This is a genomic window from Streptomyces sp. NPDC058671 (assembly GCF_042716475.1).
In the GTDB taxonomy this organism is placed as follows: domain Bacteria; phylum Actinomycetota; class Actinomycetes; order Streptomycetales; family Streptomycetaceae; genus Streptomyces.
This window is the reverse complement of record NZ_JBHXSA010000026.1, coordinates 37,452-51,140: the sequence shown is the minus strand read 5'-3', so window position 1 is coordinate 51,140 and position 13,689 is coordinate 37,452. Positions and strand designations below refer to the sequence as shown.

The window sequence follows — 13,689 nt, the reverse complement described above, 5'->3', positions numbered from 1 at the left end:
TTTCCGGGGCGTGGCCGTGGCAGGGTGGTGGCGGCGCTTCGGCGCCTTCACCGCGCTCCCGGGGCGCTTTCCTCGTCCCGGGGGCCGGTGGAACCGTCGAAACTGGTTCGTTCGAGCAGGTCAGCTGCCTGTCAGACCGCGCGCAGGACGGACTCGGCGCTCTGGTCGCCCTTCTCCGTCTGCTTCTTGAGGAGCTGGACGGCGCGGGTCCTGCGGTCGTGGGCGGAGCCGGTGGAGATGCCGAGTTCCTCGGAGATCACGCGGATGGTGACCGCGCTCTCGCCGCGGGCATGGATCATCGCGGCGACCCGGTGGGCGTCCCACTCAGCCTGGTTCATCCGGGCCAGGGCCGCGTGCTCAACCGCACGCGCCTCATGTTCAGCGGCCCGCGCCCGGCGTTCAGCCGCTTCCTCCTTCGCCTTCTCCTCGCGGGTGACGGAAGCGGCGATCTCCTCCCTGTCGAGCTGCTCCTGCTTAGCCGCGTTCACGGCCTGAGCGCGCCGTTCAGCTTCCAGCCGCTCGTGTTCAGCGGCTACCGCGAGGGCCTTCAGTCGGTCCGCTTCGGCGCGGGCCGCGCGCTCCAGCTCCTGGGCGATGCCGGCCTGCCGGGCGGCCTCCTCGCGCTCGGCGCGGGCGGCGGCGTCGGCCTGGATGCGGCGCTCCTCCTCGGTGCCCTCCGAGGCCATCCGCTGCTTCTCCCGGGCCCAGTTGGCCTGCGCTTTCTCCCGCTCGATACGGGCGAGAGTGCGGCGCTCCTCGGTCTCGTCGGCGAGCTCCTGGGCCTTTGCCTCGGCCTGGTCCTCCTGGAGCTTGAGGGCGTGCTGACGCTCGGACTCGCGGATCTGAAAGTCGGTCTCAGCCCGCTGAATCTCCGCCTGAGCCTCGCGTTCCGCTTCCGCCTTGGCGATCTTCAGACGGCCTTCGGCACGGATCTTGTCGACCTCCGCCTGAAGCTGGGCGGTCTGGATCTGAACATCCGCACCGACCTTCTGAATCTCGGCCTCGGCCCGCTGAACAGCCGCTTCGGCAAGACGCTGGGTCTCACGGACTTCCTCCATCAGCGGGACCGCGAGCGCCTCCTCGACTGAAAGGCCGACCCTGCGGAGCTGAAAGGGCGCCAGCTCTTCCTGAGTGGCCCGCCGGCGCCACCGGCGCGTCTGATACTTCGAGGCGAGCCGCTGGGCGTAGACCATCCACGCCTGGTGCTGAGCGAGCGCGCCCTCGTAGGAGGTGATCTCCTCCTGCCGCATCAGCTTCCAGATCTGCCACGTCGTCCGCGGCTGGGTCAGCCACCGCGACAGCCGGATCTTGCCCATCCGGCGCGCGCCGCCGGCCTCGCCGATGTGCGCGGCGTACAGGTGCGCGGCGATCTCGGAGAAGATCACCCACAGGGCGGCGAGGGCGGCGTGGCCGATCTGCGCCGGAACGGTGTTGGCGGCCTCCCAGTTGAGGTAGATCGTGGCGATCGTGCCGCCGCGCGGTACCCACTTGATCCACCACAGCGGGCGGCCGGACCGGATCAGCAGCAGGTTGACGATGCCGAAGGCGAGGATCGACACGTCGATGCCGACCGGCAGCAGCCACGGGTCGTCCCACCCCCAGCCGCCCTCAGCCGCGGGCAGCTTCGCCTTCTCGTACAGGGCGCCGAAGCTGCTGTAGAGACCGAGGACGGCGACGCCCGTGCCGAGGAACACACCGAAGCCCGCGAGCCACAGCTCCCACTTCGCATAGACGCGCTCCACGGGCTGCTCGTCGCCCGGGTCGTCGGGCTCGTCGGCGAAGTCGTGCTCCTGGGCGTCGGGGTGGAGGTCGGGGTCGTAGGGGCCGGGCGGGAAGGGAGTCCCGGCCGGGCGGGAAGAATCGGTGCTGATCGTCATCGTGTACTCCTTGGTCGGTCGTGCCGGACGGCCTGGCGGCCGGGCAGGGCGGATCAGGCAACCGGCAGCCGGTCACTGCGGGTCACCGTCAGGCGGAGAAGGAGGAAGGCCTTCGGAGACAAGGACCGCCCCCGGCCGGACGCCGGGGGCAGTGGGAAGAAGCGGTGCTGCGCGGGGCGTGCGGACTCCGCACGCCCCGCGCAGGTCAGTTCCGGGGCTTGAGCTTGTTGAGGTAGGCCGCCTGAAGGGTCGAGAACGACTCGTACGCCCGCGTCCCGGCCGGGCAGTCCGTGCCGGGGGCGGTGCAGGTGCAGGCGTCGCAGCTGGCGGCGTGGGTGCGGTAGGCGGTATCGGCGGCCATGTACCGGCGGTACAGGTCGTCGGCCTGACGGCTCACTTCGGGTTCTCCCGGGACTGCCGATTGGCCTCGGCGACCTTCCGGGACAGTTCCTCGCGCTCGGCGTCAGTCACCGCGCTCACTCCCCCCGGACCGATCCGGCCCCGGCGAACGCCGGGGCGAGCGAGTTGTTGCACCGGCACTGCCAGTGCTCGCACATCGGGCAGACGTCGTCGGCGACCCGCGCCGGACCGACCAGCGACAGGAACTCGCGGCGCTGGCGCTCCGGGACCATCTGGTCCAGGGTGCGCCGGGACTGACGGCCGGCCTGCTGGGCGCGGTGGTCGCTGTCGGCCACGAGGTGACGCACGAGGCGGTGCAGCCTCAAGGCGTTCTCGGGCTCGTAGCCCTTCGCGTCGTCCTCGCGCTCGATGTCATCGACGGTCCCAGCCCGTACGGACAGGCCGGTCGGAACCGTGGGGCGCGCGCCGCAGCGGCAGGCCTCAAACGGGCCGTTGCAGCTCGGGCAGTTACCGGTGAGCCGGGGAAGGGTGTGTGCGATGCTGGAGCGGTTCAAGGGGGCCTCCTACAAGGTCCTCGATCGGCCCCCGGGTGCATCCGGGGGCCGATCTGTTTTCTGGTCGGCTGTCGTACGAGCAGCCACGGCCTCGGTCGCCCCGGATGGTGCGGGGCGGCCGAGGCCGTGGTCGTTCGTGCGAGTGTCAGGCCGCGAGCGGCGTCACGGCGGCCGTCCGCATGACGTGCGGCTGTGCGGCGTGGAGGAGGACGTCGGCCAGTCGCTCGCGTACCAAGGGGATGACTGTCGGGTCCGTGGCGGCGATGTCGCGGGCGGCGTCCACGCGAGCCCTGATCTCGGCGCCGTGGGCAAGGGACAGCTGGTAGCGCTGGTCGACCGGCGCGGCAACGATCGCGGCGGCGTGCTGCCGCATCTCCCGCAGCGTGCCCGCCGGCTCGTACATCTCCAGCGGCGTGCCGTAGTAGACGTCCAGGTCCACTGTCGTGTCGTCAATGGCGGGGAGGTCGACGTCGAGAGCGTCTAGGAGGGCGAGGGCCTCGGTGTCGAAGGTCTCGTCGTAGTCGGTCCCGGCGGTCAGCCGGACGGTCAGGGCCAGGGTGGTCTGCATCAGGTTCTCCGGGTCGGTGAGTCTGGCTGGGCGGGAGCGGCCCGCGGCCCCGGACACCCCGCCGTCGGGGTGTCCGGGGCCGCAGTGGCTGTGCGGGAGCTGGTCAGCGGGCGGGGCGCTTGGGACGTAGGGTTTTCAACGGCACCTCGATGCCGCGCAGATGCGAGATCGTGCCGGGCGGGGGAAGCTTGCGGGTGTTGTTCGCCTCCTCGACCGCCGTGCCGGAGCGCTTGGCCAGCTCCGTCTTCGGCGCGGTCGTAGCCTGGTGATGCTTCGTCCACTCGGCCGCCGCCGTCTTCGAGGCTCTCGTCGTCCGGACGCGCGCCAGGACTTTGTCGACCTGAGCCTCCCGGGTGCGCACCCGGTCGTGGACTGAGTGGCTGGGCAGCAGCTGCTCGTACAGGGCGGCGAGGCGAGCGCCGTCGGCGCAGCGACGGGCGCCGCCGCAGTGGTCCATCCCTTCGCTCTTGCGGCACTTCTTGAGGTGCGCGCGGTAGGCGTCGAGCGCGCTGACCGCGCTGAGAGGGGCGGGCGTGATCTGGCTGACGGCCGGAGCCGCGATGGCCTTGGGCTTACGCAGGACCTTGGTGGCGCGCCGGGCGGCGGCGGTCGCGGCCGCCTCGGTCCACTCGGTACGCCACTGCGTGATGTCGATGTCGATGACGACACGGCGGTTGGTGTTGGAGCAGCGGCGCGGCTCGGCGGTGCCGGCGCGGCCGGTGTGGTGCGGAACGAGCTTGGGCGTGCCCTGTACGCCGGTGATCGGCGTCCAGCGCTCGCAGGCGGCGCAGACCAGGTGCTCCTTGCCCGGCGTCAGGTCGATTTGGGAGGCCTTGAGCTGGGAGGCGACGAGCGGCGGCAGGTGGCTGACGTTCTTGGTACGGGTCTTACGGCGGCGCTTGCGGGCCGCCGGCGTCTCAGGGGTCACGAGCGTCGTGGACATAGAGGACTCCTCGTTCCAGAAGAGAGGGACTGCGTCGCGGTGTGTTCTCCGACCGCCAGGTGCACGGGCAAGGCCGCGTCCTGGAGGACGGGCAGCACATCAGCGCTGCGACGTGCAGAGGAGCGCTCGGCCAGGGGGCCGATCCGGGGGATTTGATGGAGCTATCAACCCCGGCCCTGCCCTTCTCAGGGCAAGGACTCGTCTGGTCTAGGGGCCCTTGCGAGCTCCTTGACATACATCAGGTTGCATCAGGTACCCTCAGGTGTCAAGCGGTACAGTGAGGTAGCCAGGAAAAGAAGATCGGAAGGAGGACACCCCGTGACAGGGCAGCGTCGGGCGGACAACAGGCCGCCCTATATGCGCATCGCGGAACAGCTCCGGGAACGCATCGGCTCGGGAGACCTTCGCCCCGGTGACCTGCTGCCGAGCATCAAGGCCCTTGCTGGCGAGTTCGGAGTCAGCACTGCCACCGCGGATAGGGCCATGCGACTCCTCCGCGACGAAGGAATCGTGAAAGGCATTCCAGGTGTAGGAACCGAGGTAATCGGTCGCCCTGTCGGCCTATCCTCCGGATCTGAGCGGCACGATCGAAGCGGGCTAACTCACTCCACCTGGGGCGATGGTGAGCAGTCATCTGGTCACCGCGCCGCCATAGTGGCTGCGCCCTCAGATGTAGCAGCTGCACTCGGCATTGCCGGCGGAGATGACGTCATTCGCCGGAGCCGGGTCTACCGCGACGCCCGCGGCATCGTGGCCTACTCGACCTCATGGCTGCCGACTGAGTTCGCCACAGTCGTGCCGGCTCTGCTACGCAGCGAACGCCTACCGAACGGCTCTTCTCTGAACGAGATCGCCAAGGCGACGAACCGCATCACTGTCCGCCGGATCGACGAAGAGCAGGCACGCATCGCCACGGGCGACGATTTGGAAGCGCTCGAGCTGCCACCCCACACGGTGGCGGCGATCTTGGTACTGACGTCGCGCTTCCTCGACGCGGACGATCAAGTCTTGGAGTACGGTGTCGACCTTGGCGCGCCGGGCCGGACACGGACCAAGGTGTCCGAGGTAGTCGCATGACTCCACGTCGACCCCGCGGAGTGGTTATGGCGGGGATGCCGGGGGCGGGTAAGACCACGCTTGCACGGGCTTTGGAGGCCTGTGGCTTCAAGCGACTCTGCCCGGACGAGGAGATGTTCCGTCGCCACGGCCACTACGGGAGAGATTTTCCCCGCGGTCAGTTTTTGATCCGCGAGGCCCCTATCTTGCGGGAGATCGAGTCGCAGCTTCGACGCGAACTGGCATCTGGGCACGATGTGGTTATCGACCACGGCTTTTGGACACCTGAGGAGCGCTCTCACTGGATCTCGGCCATCCGAGAGGCGAGCGGAACGCCCCTGCTGATCTTCCTACCTGTGCCTCACGAGGAACGCTGGCGCCGGATCCAGTCACGGAACGCAAAGGCTTTGATCGACGCCAACTCAATCGAATTCAACGAGAGCGACCTGCAGCGCTTCGCCACCCGCTTCATACCGCCCTCCACCGACGAGTTGCACATCGTCTTCAACGGCGATCCGAGATCCGTACTCAGGGCTTTTGAGGCACTCCCAGCTGACGTAGCAGGCAGACACATGCCTGCGAGTCGCGACTAACGACTTAGCCCCGAAGAGGAAGATTCCCTCATGCAAGAGCACATGCCGCCGTAGATACAGCGACGGCCGCCCTGCTGACACAGGAACGGCCGTCTAGCTCGACTCCCCAGCCTGCAAGCACACGGAGTCGTAGTCAGCGCGGTGACCGCGCCGGGTGCCTTGGACACGAGGCCCGTGTAGTCACCTACCCATCAGAATAGACAGATGCACCGGCAGAAGCCCAGCACGGGCCTACGCTCGGTGATCCGCGTCACCCTTGATCGCTGACTGACGGCTCCCTCTTTTAGGGACAACCGTGTCAATTCGCATCAACCTCGCGAGTTCCCATACCCGCGCCTCCAGGAGCAGCCGCCTCGGCGTCGGCTTGCCCAGCCGGGACCCAGGCGGCTTGCCCAGCATCGGGCAAGCCGAGCCCGTCCCCCACACGATGCCAAGGCAAGCCTTCGGGCAAGCCCGTCTGAGCAGTGTTCACGGCACAACATCCACTTGGAGGTGTGCCGTGCACGTCTACCCCGTGCGTCCCCTATCCGACGGCCTCCGCCCCGCCTTTCCGGCTACGGAGGGGCAGGGCGCGAGCCAGATGACGCCCCGAGTCATCAACAAGTCCGCCACCGGCGCCCGATTGACGGCCATGCGCCCCGAAACGGTGCGCGGTCCTCGGCGAAAGGGAGGCGTTCTGTGACCGGGGACCTTCTGCAGGAGCCGGGGTCGGCTCGGGTCACCGGCCGGGCGCCAGCGCTGCGGCCATCAGTGCCGCTGTATCGGCACATGCTTTACGGCTCCGGCCTGACCCACGCGCTCGACTTTCTGGTCCTGGCCCACATCCATTTCCTGTGCGAGGACGGTCAGAGTTTCAGCGTGGATGAGCTGGTGGAAGCGCTGCGCCACGAGGGAGTCCGCAGCTCGAACGGCAAGGGGTTGATCGGCAGCAAGGCCGTCTACGAGTCGGTCGCCCGGCTGCGGGCCGCCGGCTTTCTGCACCGCACCCAGGAGAACGGCGGCAACTTCGGCGCGGTCGAATACACCTTCTACGAGTTCCCCAGCCTGAACCCGAATTGGGCCCCTCCAGTTGCGTCCGATTCACCACAGGATGTCCCGCTTCCCCTGTCAGGAGAAGCGGCTCCCACGCTACCCGCCAGTAATGATATTTCCACAGGTCAAACCGCTTCTCCTGACAAGGCACGCGCTGACAAGGCACGCGCTGTCAGGCGAAGCGGGAAACGAGACGTTTCCGCAGGTCAGACAGCTTCTCCTGACAGGAGAAGCGGAAGGCCGTCCCCCCCACACCCCCCGGAGGAGGTAACTACCTCCTCCCCCAACCCCCTCGCAGGCACCACCGGTCTCGAGCCGGCTGCGCCGGAGGAGGAGGGGAGGGTCTTCGACTCCGGGGAAACCGAAGCGGCTGCCCGGTTCCTTCAGATGCTTCCGCCGCCGTGGTCTGTCGGACGGGTGAAGGCCAAGGCCCTCGCCCCCGTCCTTCTGGATGCCATGGCGGACCAGGGCTGGCCGAAGCTGGGGGACCTCGACGCTCGCACCCGCAGGCTGCTGGTCGAGCAGCTGACGAAGAACCCCACCGGTGTGAAGAACTACGGCTCGGTGCTGGAGCGGGACCGGGTGCCGAACCTGCCGCTGTTCGAGATCGTGGCCGGCGTGGCTGTTCCCGCGCAGGGGTCCGGTAGCCAGCCGCCGAAGATGCCCGAAGCGGACCCGGACTACAAGCCGGTTCCGGCTCCGCCGGGGATCGCCGCGCTGCTGGCGGGACTTCGCAAGCCCAGCATCTGACCGCTTCGCCGCCCATACACGCAGCGCGGCCGCCGGAAAACCTCGCCAGGCCCGGCGGCCGCATGATCCACAGAAGGACCAACATGAGCGTACCCAGCCAGACGAGCCCGGACGAGGCCGACTGGGCCGACGACGACCAGGGCCGGAAGACCGGCGGCTTCGAGCGCGTTCCGCCCGGAGCTCGGCCGGAGGACAACTTTGCCGCGGAAGCCACCTTGGGCGGCATGCTGCTGTCCCCCGAGGCTGGCGTCGAAGTCTCGAACATCCTGCAGCCGGACGACTATTACCGGCCGGTGCACGGCACGATCCACCAGGCGATCCTCGACCTGCTCAAGCTCCAGCAGCCCGCCGACCCGATCACCGTCGGCGCCGAGCTGAAGAGGCGCGGCCAGCTGGACCGCGTCGGCGGGCCCTCCTACCTGCACACCCTCGTGCAGTCGGTGCCCACCGCCGCCAATGCCTCGTACTACGCCGAGCAGGTACGCGACCAAGCCGTCCTGCGACGCCTGGTGGAAGCCGGTACCAAGATCGTCGGCATGGGGTACGCCGGCGAGGGCGAGATCGACGAGATCGCCGCAGCCGCGGCCGCCGAGGTCGCCGGCGTGGTGGAGACCCGCGGTCGTGAGGACGACTTCCTGCTCCCGCGCGACACTGTCGGTGGCACCCTGGACGCCATCGAGGCGGCCGGGACCCGTGAAGGCATCACCGGCGTCCCGACCGGCTTCACCGACCTTGACAGCCTCACTCAGGGGTGGCAGCCCGGCCAGGTCATCATCGTCGCGGCCCGCCCGGGGCACGGAAAGTCGACCATCGCCATGGACTTCGCGCGTGCCTGCACCATGCCGCGAGACTCCGCCGGCCGGCGCATCGAGGGCGCCGGACGGCCGGCCGCTTTCATCACCCTGGAGATGAGCGTGGACGAGTTGAACATGCGGGCTCTGTCCGCTGAGGGCCGGGTGGCGATGCACCACCTGCGCGGCGGCCACCTGGACGAACCGGCCTGGGACAGGCTGGCGAACGCCGCGCAGCACTACGGCGAGGCGGAGCTGTACATCAACGAATCGGCCCGCTCGCTCCCGGAAATCCAGGCGAAGTGCCGTCGCCTCAAACACCGCGTCCCGAACCTGAGCATGATCGTCATCGACTACGTCCAGCTCATCACCGGCGGCTCCAAGCGGCGCCAGGAAGTACGCGAGCAGGAAGTCTCCGAGATCAGCCGCTCCATCAAGCTGCTCGCCAAGGAACTCTTCCTGCCCATCGTGCTCCTGGCCCAGCTCAACCGCGGCCCCGAGATGCGCAGCGACAAGCTGCCGCAGGTCTCCGACCTGCGCGAGTCCGGGTCTCTTGAGCAGGACGCGGACATCGTCATCCTGCTGCACCGCCCGGATGCCTACGAGCCCGACTCCCCGCGCGCCGGCGAGGTCGACGTCATCGTCGGCAAGCACCGCAACGGGGCGACCGCCACGATCACCCTCGCCTCGCAGCTGCACTACTCCCGCTTCGTCGACATGGCTCACACGTGAAAATTACCATGAACATGACATTTCGGGCACTTACGGTGCGTCAGCCCTACGCCGACGCCATCACCCATGGCACCAAACGCTGCGAGAACCGCAGCCGCCCCATCCCCCGAGCCGCCGTAGGCACCACCATCCTCATCCACGCCGCGCAGCAGACCCACGCCTCCGGCGTCACCGCCGCCCACCTCGGCGGGCATACCTGGCCCGGCACCCGCGGCGCCGTCCTTGCCACCGCCGTCCTCGACTTCTGCCACCAGGCCACCGACGGTTGTTGCGGCCCCTGGGGGTTCCCCGGGTACCGGCACTGGATCCTCCGCGACGTCACCCCCCTCCCCCGGCCCGTACCGGCACGCGGTGCCCTCGGACTGTGGACGCCGCCAGTAGACGTCCTCACCGCTGTCCAGGAACAGCTGAAGGCCCTGGGCAAGCCAGCCGCGACGGGGGCAAGCCGGTGACCCTCACCCACGCGATCGCCTCAGAGACCGTGGCGTACGGCGGTTTGCCCAGCGCTGTTCTCCACTTGGAGATCGACCCTGCCGAGCACGCCCGCCGGCAGGCGGCTGGCATCGGTGCCGTGACCGTCTACGGCTTCGGCGGCCTTGCCACCCTCGGGACCCTCCCCGCGGACCTGCCCGTATTGCTGGCGGCTCTCACCCCGGCCCAACGCGACTACGTCTCCCAGACGCCGGCCGGAATCTGCACCGTCTCCCGCGGGCACGTCACCCGACATGCCATCAGGGCGTGCCGAGTCACCCTGGCCGAACTCGCCGTCCCCGCCCTCGGCCAGCTCGCCTTCGACTCCGCCGGCCGCTACCGGCAGTTCGCGGGGGCTGCCGTGCGCATCGCGCGCCGGCGCCCTCGCACGGACGACTGGCTCCAGCGCTTCGTCCGCGCCGGCATCGGAGTCTTTCTCAGCAACGACGATCGGAACCGTCACACTGGCCCGGCCGCGGCCTTACCCTCGGGCGACTCCGGAGAGCTGGTGGTTCGCCGAGGCCGCCTACACCGCCTACCTCCATCACACGGACCAGGCCCTGCCGGACCGCAACCGATGAGTGCCGCCCGTGACCTGGCGTACCCGTGGACGGGCCTTGAGCATGAACAAGGCCCGCGACCAGGGGGCGTGGTCGCGGGCCTGCAGGCGGTCCGTCCTGTCGGATGCCATCTTCGACGGTACGAAGCACAGCTCAGGCCTGCATCCTGGCCGGACTGCACGAGCTATCCCGAGCCGATCGGCCCGACGGGGGCCGGGAAGCCCCGGGTGGGCGCCTACGGGCCCGAAACGCCTGAGTCGCGGAAGATCACCGCCGGAGCCCGTTCAGGGCGCTAGGGGGGCCGTTGGAGCCCCTGGAAGGACACTTGGGGGGCCGGGCTCGTCAGGCGGATGAGCGGTGCGCCGAGGGCGGTCCGTGGCACGGTTCGGAGAATTCGCCCACCAGGTGGAAAGATGAATCCTCCCCTTAGCTTCCGGACCGACAAGGCGTCCGGCCATCAACTGGCGTCGTTACGGCGGGTGCCCCAGGCCGGGTGAGGATGGAGACTCCCGGTATCTCCGCTGTACACCCATCGCCCTTGGACTGACCGTCACCCGATGGTGTCGGATCCTTCATCGTGCGGGTGAAGTTGCGCTTACGAACTGGCGTCTGCGGTAGTTGGTGCGGTGCTCTGTCCCCCGTGGACTTTCCGCCTCACTCCACCTATCGCGTGCCGACGAAGCGGCCGTTCTTCCTCGCGGAGCTGCGCTCCAGTCTCCCGAGCGTGGACGACCGGATCCGGGCAATCACGGGCCACGGAGATCCAACGGAGTATGACGAGATTGCCGACTCGCTCTACAAGGTGTTTGTCACGGTCCGCAATCTCGGTCTGCCTCGGAACTCAACGGGTTGCGAGATCCATCCCAACGGACCGGTCGATCCTGAGCCGCCAGAGGGGTGGGGGCAGTGCCTGTTTTGCAACAGCAACCGACGTGTCGGTGACCCGCGGGCTCGCCGTGGTGCTCCCAGGCAGCCAGGTGTGTATGAGATTCCGCCGCCTCCCTATACGCACGAGGGACTGCTGGAAAGGATGAGGCAGATCAACGACCTGAGTTTCGATCTGCACTTCCGGTCGGAATGGGAGGAATTCTCCCGTGTAGCCGACCTCGTGCATGGCGCGTTCATCATCGCGCGTGAGCTGTCGCGACCGCGTTCGTACTCTCGATGCCGGCAGCATCCCGGGGCCCCGGTCGATCCCGCTGCGAGCGGAGGACCGCGCTGTCTTTTCTGCGTCGCCGGCGAAAAACGAACGGCGCCAGTAGTTCCACCGCCTCAGATCCGTGATCGTGAGCGGCGCTCGGTGCCTCGGTCACCGCGACGCGACCTACCCGTGCTCCCTGACGAGAGGTAAAACCGGTGCCCTCCCCCTACGAGCACCTGACCACCGCAGAAGAACTCCTCATGGAAGCCCGCGCGCTTCTCGGTGATGGCCGCTATCGGGCTGCGGACAGTTATAGTCTGCTGGCCGCGGGATTCGTGAAGGCCGCCCTCGCACGCGGTCAGATCCTCCCGGAACCTCCGTCTCTGCCGACGGCACGCTTGGCGTCTCTGCCTGATTGGTGCGGCCGGTGTGACGGACCAGATGTCGGTCTCCGATGGGTGTCAGTCACCCTTCCAGGAGAGGACACCTCCCGGATGGCGCGATGCCCCGACTGCCACCCCTCGAGCGTCGCACGGGCCAGCGAAGACGCCCACGCAGTCCTGTCTCAGGGCGAAGCATCAGTACTTTGACCCAAGTGAGTGAAGACGGGCCAACTCAGACCCTGGCCAGCCATTTCTCGCGTTAGGCCGTTCGTGAGCACACAAAGCGAGGCGCCCGGGTGCGCGTGCGCCGCCCCGCAGCTCGTGGTCGAGGTAGCCGGCCACCTGTACGCCGCAGTCCCGTTGGAGCCGAGCCATCTGCCGTCATACGCATGCTGCGGTGGCACGTACACCGGGCCTTGGAAGATGGGACGCGCCGTCGAATGGCACAACACGGACCTGTGCGGGCATCCGAAGAAGGACGGAACGCCCTGCGGGTGGGTGGTGGCTGAGTCGCGGTGTCCCTTCCACCTGACGCCCGAGGAGAAGGAGGCCGAGCGGCTCCGCAAGGAAGAAGAGGCAGAACGGGAGCGGGTGAGAGTCGCTGAGGATCGCGCAGAGCGTCGGAGGGGGTTGATCGACATCCTTTCGGTGTCCTGCCCTCACTGCGAGGCGCCGGCGGCGGAGCTGTGCATGAACCCGACGGGGAAGCTCCAACGGGGATTCCACAAGGCCCGGCGACAGCTGGCTGACTGCGACTGGCCAAAGGAATACGAGCTCCAGTCGTACGCGTATGACCGGCCGAAAGAAGTGCCGCCGCCGCTCGATGGGGATCTTCGTAAGGTACTGGATGACCCGCTGACGGACCGTACGGCGGAGATGAACGCCGCGTACGTGAAGAGAAAAGAGGCGGACTCAGAGCGGAAACTGCAGGAACTTCGGCGTGCCGCCTGGCTGGCGGCCGAGCCTCGTGACGAGACTGTTGCAGCGGTCTCATGTCCACAGTGCGCCGCTGTCCCCCAAGCGCCGTGCACGGGCAGCGTCCGGAAGTACAGACAAGTCCACCTTCAGCGGGTGGATGTCGCGATGGCCGCGGAAGGGAGCCTCTGAAGCTGCCAGCGGCTCGCGGACGGACTGGCAACAGGTTCCCACGTCGATGAATGCCCGTGCCCAGGTCGGTCACACGTGTGCCCCTGGAGCCGGTGTACCACCGAGACGAGGACCGCTGCAGCCATCGTGAGAGCGGTCTATCGAGCTTCGCCGCAGCTTGTGCTCCTCGGCCCAGGCGATCAGCAACTCCGGCGTCTTCAGCGAGTTCTGTACCGCCGTCTCCTACGTGTCCTGTAACGCGTAGGAGAAGCGGGCGGCTGTCATCAGTCCGTAGGACCACCTCACAGCGCCGCAGGGTCCTCTCGGCGTGGCCACCACCTCGTCGGATGGTCCGTGTCCTGCGAGCCCGCTTTCCTCTTTCGGGAGGCGCCCGGGACGGGAGTCCGGCTGAGTGTGCTGTAGCTCCGTCCCGGGACGCGATCCTCCTCGGGGGCATTGCCGATGTCCCGGTTGAGGTGCCGGGCGCCGGCGTCCTGGCGACGCGTGTGCAGAAGATGCAGCGGGTCATGGCTTTTCGGCTCTCGTCCGAGCAGCCTCACGGTTTTGTCCACGCGCTGGAGAGCGGTCTGCTTGCGAGGCGCGTCGCATGGTGTCCCGGCGGCAGCCTTGCAGGTGGGGCAGGGGTGGGCGAGCGCGTAGTCGTAGAGCGACGCGAACGGGATGTTGTCCGCGTCCTCTCCCCCGGCGTTCTTGGGCATCATCGGAGCTCTCCTCCTGGGGTGTGCTGTTACAGGAAGGCAGGACCGGCCTGGACCGAGTGCTGCGGACGTT

General features: G+C 68.2%; 13 protein-coding genes. 6 read left to right on the top strand and 7 right to left on the bottom strand.

Annotation, left to right across the window (positions count from 1 at the left end):
- Window positions 1-131 precede the first annotated feature (131 nt).
- The 5 genes from ACFWV2_RS27440 to ACFWV2_RS27420 form a co-directional block, all read right to left on the bottom strand.
- The gene (locus ACFWV2_RS27440; protein ID WP_384408802.1) at window positions 132-1,877 is read right to left on the bottom strand and encodes a DUF2637 domain-containing protein; all 1,746 of its coding nucleotides are present in this window, start codon (window positions 1,875-1,877) and stop codon (window positions 132-134) included.
- Between the two features lie 205 nt (window positions 1,878-2,082).
- Window positions 2,083-2,274: a hypothetical protein gene (locus ACFWV2_RS27435; RefSeq protein WP_384408801.1), complete on the bottom strand. Its 192-nt coding sequence runs from the start codon at window positions 2,272-2,274 to the stop codon at window positions 2,083-2,085.
- 79 nt (window positions 2,275-2,353) lie between these two features.
- Window positions 2,354-2,791: a hypothetical protein gene (locus ACFWV2_RS27430; protein ID WP_384408799.1), complete on the bottom strand. Its 438-nt coding sequence runs from the start codon at window positions 2,789-2,791 to the stop codon at window positions 2,354-2,356.
- Between the two features lie 145 nt (window positions 2,792-2,936).
- On the bottom strand, window positions 2,937-3,359 hold the full coding sequence (locus ACFWV2_RS27425) for a hypothetical protein (RefSeq protein ID WP_384408797.1): 423 nt from the start codon (window positions 3,357-3,359) through the stop codon (window positions 2,937-2,939).
- A 103-nt stretch (window positions 3,360-3,462) separates the two neighbouring features.
- Window positions 3,463-4,302 carry a hypothetical protein gene (locus ACFWV2_RS27420; RefSeq protein WP_384408795.1) on the bottom strand — a complete coding sequence of 280 codons (840 nt, stop codon included), beginning with the start codon at window positions 4,300-4,302 and terminating at the stop codon, window positions 3,463-3,465.
- 318 nt (window positions 4,303-4,620) lie between these two features.
- Here ACFWV2_RS27420 and ACFWV2_RS27415 point away from each other — a divergent pair, with 318 nt between their 5' ends.
- From ACFWV2_RS27415 to ACFWV2_RS27395, 5 genes are all read left to right on the top strand, one after another.
- Complete coding sequence (locus ACFWV2_RS27415; RefSeq protein WP_384408793.1) at window positions 4,621-5,379, top strand: GntR family transcriptional regulator; 759 nt, start codon at window positions 4,621-4,623, stop codon at window positions 5,377-5,379.
- Window positions 5,376-5,951: an AAA family ATPase gene (locus ACFWV2_RS27410; RefSeq protein ID WP_384408791.1), complete on the top strand. Its 576-nt coding sequence runs from the start codon at window positions 5,376-5,378 to the stop codon at window positions 5,949-5,951. Before ACFWV2_RS27415 ends, ACFWV2_RS27410 begins: the two co-directional genes overlap by 4 nt.
- 678 nt (window positions 5,952-6,629) lie before the next feature.
- The gene (locus ACFWV2_RS27405) at window positions 6,630-7,733 is read left to right on the top strand and encodes a hypothetical protein (RefSeq protein WP_384408789.1); all 1,104 of its coding nucleotides are present in this window, start codon (window positions 6,630-6,632) and stop codon (window positions 7,731-7,733) included.
- 83 nt (window positions 7,734-7,816) lie between these two features.
- Window positions 7,817-9,256, top strand: a complete 1,440-nt coding sequence (gene dnaB, locus ACFWV2_RS27400; RefSeq protein ID WP_384408786.1) for a replicative DNA helicase — start codon at window positions 7,817-7,819, stop codon at window positions 9,254-9,256.
- 8 nt (window positions 9,257-9,264) lie between these two features.
- The gene (locus ACFWV2_RS27395; protein WP_384408785.1) at window positions 9,265-9,708 is read left to right on the top strand and encodes a hypothetical protein; all 444 of its coding nucleotides are present in this window, start codon (window positions 9,265-9,267) and stop codon (window positions 9,706-9,708) included.
- A 20-nt stretch (window positions 9,709-9,728) separates the two neighbouring features.
- Here the strand turns inward: ACFWV2_RS27395 and ACFWV2_RS27390 are convergent, their stop codons facing one another.
- Window positions 9,729-10,190 carry a hypothetical protein gene (locus tag ACFWV2_RS27390; protein ID WP_384408783.1) on the bottom strand — a complete coding sequence of 154 codons (462 nt, stop codon included), beginning with the start codon at window positions 10,188-10,190 and terminating at the stop codon, window positions 9,729-9,731.
- Window positions 10,191-12,234: 2,044 nt separating this feature from the next.
- On the opposite strand from ACFWV2_RS27390, the gene ACFWV2_RS27385 reads away from it, so the two are divergent.
- Window positions 12,235-12,918, top strand: a complete 684-nt coding sequence (locus tag ACFWV2_RS27385; RefSeq protein WP_384408781.1) for a hypothetical protein — start codon at window positions 12,235-12,237, stop codon at window positions 12,916-12,918.
- Window positions 12,919-13,199: 281 nt separating this feature from the next.
- Here the strand turns inward: ACFWV2_RS27385 and ACFWV2_RS27380 are convergent, their stop codons facing one another.
- Window positions 13,200-13,619, bottom strand: coding sequence for a hypothetical protein (locus tag ACFWV2_RS27380; protein WP_384408779.1), 420 nt, complete (start codon window positions 13,617-13,619; stop codon window positions 13,200-13,202).
- Between the last annotated feature and the right edge of the window lie 70 nt (window positions 13,620-13,689).